Annotated in this window: 9 protein-coding genes; all 9 read right to left on the minus strand. The window is 57.9% G+C overall.

Annotated elements, in window-relative coordinates:
* Positions 1-231 (minus strand): IS66 family insertion sequence element accessory protein TnpB (gene tnpB, locus BEI65_RS24245; protein ID WP_369804782.1); only part of this gene is annotated, 231 nt, incomplete at its 3' end.
* Positions 232-284: 53 nt separating this feature from the next.
* Entirely contained in the window at positions 285-1,052 is a 768-nt protein-coding gene (gene fecE / locus BEI65_RS24250) for a Fe(3+) dicitrate ABC transporter ATP-binding protein FecE (protein WP_001572449.1), read from the minus strand.
* On the minus strand, positions 1,053-2,009 hold the full coding sequence (fecD, locus tag BEI65_RS24255) for a Fe(3+) dicitrate ABC transporter permease subunit FecD (RefSeq protein ID WP_099065436.1): 957 nt from the start codon (positions 2,007-2,009) through the stop codon (positions 1,053-1,055).
* Positions 2,006-3,004, minus strand: coding sequence for an iron-dicitrate ABC transporter permease FecC (fecC, locus tag BEI65_RS24260; protein ID WP_046360979.1), 999 nt, complete (start codon positions 3,002-3,004; stop codon positions 2,006-2,008). Before fecC ends, fecD begins: the two co-directional genes overlap by 4 nt.
* Positions 3,001-3,903 (minus strand): Fe(3+) dicitrate ABC transporter substrate-binding protein FecB, encoded by a 903-nt coding sequence (fecB, locus tag BEI65_RS24265; RefSeq protein WP_046360980.1) that lies wholly within the window; start codon positions 3,901-3,903, stop codon positions 3,001-3,003. The genes fecC and fecB overlap by 4 nt, the downstream gene beginning before the upstream one ends.
* 44 nt (positions 3,904-3,947) lie before the next feature.
* Positions 3,948-6,272, minus strand: coding sequence for a TonB-dependent Fe(3+) dicitrate receptor FecA (gene fecA, locus BEI65_RS24270; RefSeq protein ID WP_020325014.1), 2,325 nt, complete (start codon positions 6,270-6,272; stop codon positions 3,948-3,950).
* Between the two features lie 86 nt (positions 6,273-6,358).
* Positions 6,359-7,312, minus strand: coding sequence for a ferric citrate uptake sigma factor regulator FecR (gene fecR / locus BEI65_RS24275; protein WP_017146590.1), 954 nt, complete (start codon positions 7,310-7,312; stop codon positions 6,359-6,361).
* Positions 7,309-7,830 carry an RNA polymerase sigma factor FecI gene (gene fecI / locus BEI65_RS24280; RefSeq protein ID WP_001572456.1) on the minus strand — a complete coding sequence of 174 codons (522 nt, stop codon included), beginning with the start codon at positions 7,828-7,830 and terminating at the stop codon, positions 7,309-7,311. Before fecI ends, fecR begins: the two co-directional genes overlap by 4 nt.
* A gap of 238 nt (positions 7,831-8,068) precedes the next feature.
* On the minus strand, positions 8,069-8,289 hold a 221-nt coding region (locus tag BEI65_RS27295; protein WP_204363201.1), incomplete at its 5' end, for a hypothetical protein.

Here is an 8,289-nt window from a genome sequence, read left to right on the forward strand (position 1 = left end):
AGAGGGCCAGGCGAAGCGGCCGCGTTCCAGCCGTTTGGTCAGCAGGCACAGCCCGTCGCCGGTGGACCACAGCAGTTTGACCTTACTGCCGCTGCGGCCCCGGAAGATGAAGACATGGCCGGACATCGGGTCATCTTTCAGCATCGTCTGCACCTTTGCGGCGAGACCATTGAAGCCGTTGCGCATGTCGGTGATACCGGCAACCAGCCAGATTTTGGTGCCTGTTGGCAGGTGGTTATCACTTCCTTTATCTGTCCTGTGATGATCCTTATGACTTCGCCAGACTACTTCACCACACACATGGGTCTGCCAGATACCGGTTCGGGATGGATTTCCGCTTCTACGCTGAACACCGTCTTTAGAAGCTCTGGTTTCATCACTGCTTCCGGAGCACCTTGCGCCATCACGCGACCGCTTGCCAGTACCACCAGATGATCGCAATAGCGGCTGGCCTGATTCAGATCGTGGAGTACCGTCACTACGGTTTTCCCCTGCCTTTTGAGTTCAACCATCAGGCGCATCAGTTCAACCTGATGATTGATATCGAGGTAGGTCGTAGGCTCATCAAGAAGAATGAGTGGGGTATCCTGTGCCAGCACCATCGCCAGAAACGCACGCTGGCGCTGGCCGCCGGAAAGCTGGGTTAACCTGCGGTCAGCCAGATTGCGCGTCCGGGTCTGACTCATTGCCACGTTGACCCGCTCGTTGTCTTCCGCGGAGAGTCGCCCCCACAACGACAGCCACGGGCTGCGGCCGTAGGAAACCAGCTCCCGTACAGTGATCCCCTCGGGGGATAAATGGTGTTGCGGCAGTAAAGCCAGGCGGCGAGCCAGCTGGCGGGCGGAAAAACCGGCTATGGGTTTTTCATCAAGCAATATCTCGCCAGAGTCTGGTGTTAACAGGCGAGAAAAACAGTTCAACAGCGTCGATTTCCCGCAACCGTTAGGGCCGAGCAGGGCCGTGATTTTTCCGGCAGGCAGGGCGAGAGAAAGTCCATCCAGCACGGTTTGTGCGCCATAGCTGGCGGTCAGATTTTCAGTACGTAATCTCATTTATCGCATTCTCACAAGCAGCCAGACAAACCACGGTGCGCCGATAATGGCGGTCAGCACGCCTGCCGGAAGCTCCATCGGCGGATGAATGATTCGTGCCAGCAGATCGGCAATGACCAGCAACAACGCGCCCGTCAGGGCCGAAACGGGCATCAGCCAGCGGTGACGCCCGCCGGCGATCCTGCGCACCATGTGCGGCACGACGAGACCAATAAAACTTATCGGGCCACAGACGGCCACGCCGGTTGCTGTCATCGCGACAGCCAGCATCAGCCCCTGGAACCGGGTGCGCTGAACCGACACGCCGAGCGTGGCTGCTCGTGCATCGCCCAGCGCCAGCAGGTCGAGATCGCGACAAAAGCGCAGGCTCAGCGGCAAAAACAGAATGAGCAACGGCACGGCAATCTTCACAAAGTGCCAGTCGCGCCCCCATAAGCTACCCGTCAGCCACAGCAGGGCACTGTTTACATCCTGCGGGTGCAGGAGCATCAGGTAATCCGTCAGGCTCGCCCAGCAGGCGGAAAGCGCCACGCCGGTGAGCGCCAGCTTCATCGGCTGGTGGGTCTTTGCCAGCATCTTCAGCAAGATCAACCCCGCCATACCGCCCGCAAAGGCCAGCAGCGGCAGCACCATCACGGATAGTGATGGCATAAGAAGCAGTGCTCCCACAGAGGCAAGGCTGGCGGCATGGTTAATGCCGAGAATATCCGGTGATGCTAGCGGGTTACGCACAATCCCCTGTACCAGCACGCCCGCCACGGCGAGGGCTGCACCGACAAACAGTGCCAGCAGCAAGCGCGGCAGTCGGTACTCCATCAATACATAATAATGCTCGCGTCCGTCCTGCCAGTCGGTCAGCAGCGCGCGCCACGGCACGGGGATCACCCCCATATGGAGTGATAACAGCGCACAGCCTGCCAGGGCAAGGGTGATGAAAATGACCAGCGCAATTTTCATCCTCGCCTCCTCACCAGCCAGACAAAGCAAGGACTGCCAATCAGCGCCAGCACTGCGCCTGCGGGCAGATCGCCGGGGAAGGCCAGCGCGCGTGCGAGTACATCTGCCATCAGCATCAGCGTGGCCCCCAGCAGCATGCTCACCGGCAGTACGTTGCGCTGATCGAAGCCTGCCCAGAAGCGCGCCAGATGTGGCACCAGCAGGCCGATAAACGCCACCGGACCTGCCACACTGACGCACGCGCCAACCAGAAGCAGCACTAACATATTGATGATCAAACGTAGTCTCGGCAGGTTCACTCCCAGCGTATGGGCGGTACTGTCGCTGACGTTGAGCAGGTTCAGTTGATTCGCCAGCAGCAACACGACAGGGACTGCAGTGACCACCACCGGCAAGAGCTGCCAGACATCCTGCCAGTGGGCGTGGGACACTCCGCCTGCCAGCCAGTAAAAGATGCCGTAAGCATGATCTTCGGCCAGCAGCAGGGTGATGCGGGTCAGGGCCATACAAAAGGCCGACAGCGCGATACCCGCGAGGATCAGTTTGTTTCTGTCCTGGGTATGACGAAACCCGCCTCCTGCGGTCATGACCAGCAGCCAGCTCACGCCGCCCCCGCATGCCGCGATGAACGACAGGGAATAGCCTGCAACCGGCGTCGGACTCAGCGCGCTGGTAAGCGCCATAGCCAGCGCCGCGCCGCTGTTAATGCTGAGCAGTGAAGGAGAGGCCATTGGGTTGTGGGTCAGGGTTTGCAGCAGCGTGCCCGCGAGCGCCAGGCTTGCGCCGATCAGAACGGCGACCAGGCTTCGCGGCAAACGAAGGTTTTGCACCAGCGCTTCTGGTAGCGTTGGCGTGTGTCCAGGCAGCAGGGCGCGGATTGCGTCTGCTCCGGAAACAGGAATGGCCGAGTAGCAAAACAGACTCAGCCAGAAAATAATAATAAGTACTGCAACGGGAAGCCCCCACAGCAGCACCGGGTGTTTTAGCGCGGTCATTTCACATCGGTAAGCGGCTGATGGTGGAAGATTTTTACCGTGTCAGCGGCAATACGCTCTGCGGCAAAAATACCGCGCATCCGCGCCCAGGCGTTACTGTCGACTGAAGCAACCTGCTGCTTCTGCGCGGCGGTTAATATCTGCCAGAGCGGATCTTGTTGCCAGCGTTTAACAATGCTCTCTTCGCGATAGTGGGCAACCAGCAGCCAGGCAGGATTGACCGCCAGCAGTTGCTCCAGGCCGATGGACGGCATGGACGCGCCCGCCATCGTAGCGGGAACGTTCAGCCCCAGAGAAGCCAGCACGCTGCCGGTCCAGGTCTCCTGGGTATGCAGGTTGAATAGCTGTTCGCGTGATGTGCCAAAGGCCACGCGTGTCCCTGTGGGAAGCTGGCTGGCCCACTGCGCCATCTTCTCTTTATGTTGTTCCAGACGCGCCTGCATCTCTCGTTTTTTACCTACCACTTCGCCGATGATAGCCGCTGAGTGCAAATTTTCAGCGTAGGTTTCGTTGCGGGACTTAAGCAGCAGTACCGGCGCGATTTGCTGCAAGGCGGTGTAAATCCCCGCATGGCGACTGCTGTCGGCAATGATCAGGTCTGGTTTCAGGGCAGCAATGGCTTCCAGGCTCGGCTGCGCGCGCGTTCCGACGGACTGCCACGGTTTCAGGTGCGCACGCACTTTGGGCAGGATGCGTTTTGCATCGTTATCGTCGGCAATACCGATCGGGCTGACGTCCACGGCGGCCAGCGCATCGGCGAACGAGAGTTCCAGCACCACAATCCGTTGTGGCGTTTTATCGAGTGTAAACGTGCCGTGTTCGTCCTGAACCGTGGCGGCAAAGGCGTGGCCGATCACCAGCAGCAGGCCTGCAAAAAGAAAACGGATAAATGCCAACATAGTCACATTCCAGCTAAAAGCCCGGCAAGCCGGGCGTTAACACATCAGAACTTCAACGACCCCTGCATATACAGCGTGCGCGGCTGGCCTGCGTAGATGCCTTTGTTGTTGTCGTCATAAGAGCGGATGAAGTAGTCCTGGTCGAAGATGTTTTTCACACCGAACGCGAGGTTCAGATCTGCCATCTGCGGGCCAAAGTCATACGCCACGCGTGCGCCCCAGAGCATGAAGCCGGGAATACGGCCGGTACTGCCGTCGGCGCTCTCTTTCACTGTATTGGCGTTATCCGCAAACTGGCTGGACTGGAAATCGCTGTTCAGATTGAACGTCCAGTTGCCCGGCTTGTAGTCCACGCCCAGCGTGCCTTTATGTTTCGGGGAGAATGGCACCTGATTGCCATAGGTGTCGCCTTTCTCGCGGATTTCCGCGTTCACATACGCATAGCTGGCGTAGACGGAAACGTTATCAAGCGTTGGCGTTAGCGTACCCAGGTCGTAACGTGCCTGCGTTTCCAGCCCGGTATGGCGCGTTTTGCCACGTGCAGTGACGGTGTCGTTGGTCTGGTTGGAGTCGTACTGATTGTTAAAGTTAATCAGGAACAGCCCCATTTCCGCCGTCAGCGCGCCGTCGTCGTAGCGGGTACCGAGTTCCCAGGTTCGCGCTTTTTCCGGTTCCACATTGCCGCTTTGCACAGCCTTGCCAATCTGGCTGTACTGTACGGTGCCGAACGAGCCTTCAGTGTTTGCATAAAGATTCCAGCTATCAGTCAGGTGATAGAGCACGTTCAACGCCGGAAGCGGTGCGTTATAGCTCACCTCTTCGTGCGTGCCTTTGATGGCGTTGTTCTGGTATGACTCGATATGTTCGAAACGCATACCCGGCGTGATGGTCCAGTTGCCGATGTCGATTTTGTCATCCAGATACCAGGCGTGCGCCTCGGTGCCGGAACGCGTGTCGCGGTCGTAAGGGCTTGAGCCAGACGGCAACTGCCCGCTGCTGGTGGCGGTGTAGTAACGCATTTCATGCGTTGATTCATTCACATAGCGATAGCCCACGCCCACTTCGTGCGCGGAAGGGCCGATCATAAAGCTCTGGCTGTAGCGTGGCTCAATACCGCGCACCCAGTAGTTACGCGGCGAGAGGGTGATGCGTTTGCCTTGCTCCAGGTAGCCGCTGCGCAGGGTTTGGGTGTAGAACCCCTGAATGTTGAATTTATGCTGGCTGTCCGGCTGGAACTGGTAGCCCAGGCTCGCCAGCTTGCGACGGCCCCAGAAGCGGTCATACGGGCGGGTGGATTGCCAGCGATCGGCGTCGTAATCCGCGCGGGACAGGCCGCCGGGCATGTCGGCTTCACCATCGTAATATTGCAGCAGGCTGTTGAAGGTGTGCACCTCATTCGGCGCATATTTGCTTTTCAGCATCAGGTCGTCGATGCGGGTGGCGCTGTGCTCGCGCCAGTCACTGCCGCGCGTGCCGGAGTAGAGCAGCGCGGTGCCAAAACCGTTGTCCGCTGTGCCGCCCACCATCAGGTTGTGCGTCTCTTTCGGGTTGTTTTGTGAAGAGGTTGGGCTGAGCTGACCTTCCACCCCCGCCTCGATACCAAAGTCCTGCGGAATGGCGCGGGTAACAAAGTTCACCACGCCGCCCACGCTCTGCGGTCCGTAACGCACCGCACCACCACCGCGCACCACGTCAATGGCATCCATGTTGCCGAGCGAAACGGGAGCCAGTGAAAGCTGCGGCTGACCGTAAGGGGCAAAGGGGACGGGGATGCCGTCCATCAGGACGGTCGAGCGGCTGGCGAGGCGTGGGTTCAGGCCCCGGATGCCAAAGTTCATCGCCAGGTCGTGGCTGCCGGTGCCGTTGTTTTCCGGCGCGCTGACGCCAGGGATGCGGTTAAGCACCTCACGCATGGTGGTTGCGCCGGTTTTGGCGAAATCCTCACGGCGGATCACGTCACGCGCGCCAGCATGTTCAAATACGTCGTTTTCACGCGCATCGCCCAGCCAGTCGCCGACCACGGTCAGGGCATCTTCTTTTGGCGCGGGCGCGGGCTCCAGCGTCCAGCTGTTATTTCCCAGCGGTTTTACCTGCAGTCCGCTGCCGTCCAGCAGCTGTTGCAGGCCGCTCTCGACGTCGTAATCTCCGTGCAGGCCGTTGCTCTGCTTGCCGCGCGTCAGGCTGGCGTCAACCGAGAGGGTAATTCCGCTGTGTGCGGCATACTGATTGAGCGCTTTGTCGAGCGATCCCGGTGCGATATCAACCTGTGCAGCAAAAGCGGAAAACGAGAGACCGGCCAGCGGCAGCAGGCTCAGGCGAATGGCGTTAACCAAAGGTGTTGTTTTACGAAAAACGCGTAACGGCGTCATACCTTCTCCATCATCATTTTTGTTGTGTTCAGCTATGAGTCGAACGAGAAGGGTAAAAAGGACAATCGAAATGAGAATTATTTTTCTTACAGCGGTGAAATGTTTATCCAGTACCGCGTAATAGACTGAATTTTAACGGGAAGCGTTTGAGCGATAACGTTCAGGATCGCATCGGTATTTTTCAGCGGGAACGTCCCGCTCAGGCGCAGCCCGGCAACGGCGGGATCGCAGCGCAGCACGCCGTTGCGGTAACGGCTTAGCGTGGCTATCACCTCACCCAGCGGTTTATCGCTGAAGCTCAGGATGCCCTTCGTCCAGCTTGTACTCTCGTCATCCAGCGGTTTCACTGCGCCAAACTCAGAGGCGCTGAACTGCAGGCTTTCACCAGCGTTCACGATGCGTTTTTGCGCGGGGGCACTGGCGAGAAGCACTTCCACGGCGTGCTGCTGCACGTCAAGCTGCGTGAAATTATCCTGCTGGCGGACGGTAAATTCTGTCCCTAAAGCGGTGAGTTGGCCCTGACGGGTCAGGACGCGGAAGGGGCGTTGCTGCGCATCTTTCGCGGTAGTAATGGCGATTTCACCGTACCAGAGCCGGACGGTGCGCTGATGCGCATCATAACGCACATCCGCCGCGCTTTGGGTATTCAGCGTGAGCAGGGAGCCATCTTCCAGTTGCTGACGGCTGACTGCGCCTTTGGCGGTGCGGTAATCTGCCCGCAGACCTTCGCCGGTTTCCGACTGCCAGAGTTGCCAGCCTCCGCCAGCGCCGAGCAACAGCAGTAATCCTTTCATCACGTGACGGCGGGTGAGGCGGGTATCGTGCAGCGCCCGGCTGGCAACGTCGCCAGGCACACCGCCAAGCTGGTTGCGCAGGTTTTCAACCTGCTGCCAGGCCCACTGGTTATCCTGATCCTGTTCATACCACTGTTGCCAGCGCGCTTCCTGTTGTGGGCTGACGCGCTCGCCGCTTAGCACGGCATACCAGTGGGAAGCTGAACGCAGCGCCTGACGGCGGGAATCGGTTAACGAAGGATTCATAACCCATGCTCCAGACGAAACAGCAGGCAGTGCTCGACGGCTTTCGCCACGTATTTTTTCACGGAGCTGACGGAAACACCGAGTTTGTGCGCAATCTCGCTGTATGTCAGGCCATCCAGTTGCGAAAGCAGAAACGCTTCACGTGTTTTTCCGTTTAGCCCGTCCAGCATGCTGTCGACGAGTTGTAGGGTCTCGAGCTGGCTTTCGCGTTCCTCAGGTGAAGGCGCTACCCCCTCCGGCATAAGCGCCAGCATCTCCAGATACGCTTTTTCCAGCGCGTTTCGGCGAAACAGGTCCACCATCACGCGTTTGGCGATAGTGCACAGGAAAGAGCGAGGATCGCGGATCGTCGAGAGCGTTTCGCTGCTCATTACCCGCAAAAAAGTGTCCTGGGCAATGTCATCTGCATCAAAAGCAGACTGGAGTTTGCGCGTCAGCCAACTTTTCAACCAGCCGTTATGGGTGCCATAAAGCGACTCGAACGTTAAGGAAGCTGTGGTAGTGGCACGGTCAGACATGCGGAGTGCATCAAAAGTTAATTATCACGTAGCCATATTAATATGAGAATGGTTATCATTACAATTGGAAATAAAATTGTTTCCAATAAACATTTTTAACATGTTGTTTTTCTAAGTGTTATAAGGTAGGTATAAAATGGGATGGATCCTCTGCTTCTGGCATCTGTCGGTCAGAATGACATCATGATGTGGTCTGCTATTATTGACATCCTCCCCGCCCTTTAGGGCGGGGAGGATGTCAACTATGAGTGTTGCCTGAAATGTCGCCAGCCCCCGGTACAGCAGAAGTATCTCGGGCTTTCTGCGTTTGCTCCTGGTGGGTATGGCCCCCGCAAGCGGGGGTTATTGCTAACTGTCGTTTCAACAAAAAGTAACTTTTTTCACTTTGCCCCTCAGTACAAATTAGGGGCTTGCCGCGGATGTACCATGCCTGAATATCTTCGAGTGATGATTTGGTGC

Source organism: Serratia sp. BW106 (assembly GCF_002607755.1).
Classification (GTDB): Bacteria; Pseudomonadota; Gammaproteobacteria; order Enterobacterales; family Enterobacteriaceae; genus Serratia; species Serratia proteamaculans.

Bases quoted from the DNA above. Each gene is read 5' to 3' on its own strand.
- fecE (WP_001572449.1), bottom strand. From the start codon at position 1,052: ATGAGATTACGTACTGAAAATCTGACCGCCAGCTATGGCGCACAAACC.
- fecD (WP_099065436.1), bottom strand. From the start codon at position 2,009: ATGAAAATTGCGCTGGTCATTTTCATCACCCTTGCCCTGGCAGGCTGT.
- fecC (WP_046360979.1), bottom strand. From the start codon at position 3,004: ATGACCGCGCTAAAACACCCGGTGCTGCTGTGGGGGCTTCCCGTTGCA.
- fecB (WP_046360980.1), bottom strand. From the start codon at position 3,903: ATGTTGGCATTTATCCGTTTTCTTTTTGCAGGCCTGCTGCTGGTGATC.
- fecA (WP_020325014.1), bottom strand. From the start codon at position 6,272: ATGACGCCGTTACGCGTTTTTCGTAAAACAACACCTTTGGTTAACGCC.
- fecR (WP_017146590.1), bottom strand. From the start codon at position 7,312: ATGAATCCTTCGTTAACCGATTCCCGCCGTCAGGCGCTGCGTTCAGCT.
- fecI (WP_001572456.1), bottom strand. From the start codon at position 7,830: ATGTCTGACCGTGCCACTACCACAGCTTCCTTAACGTTCGAGTCGCTT.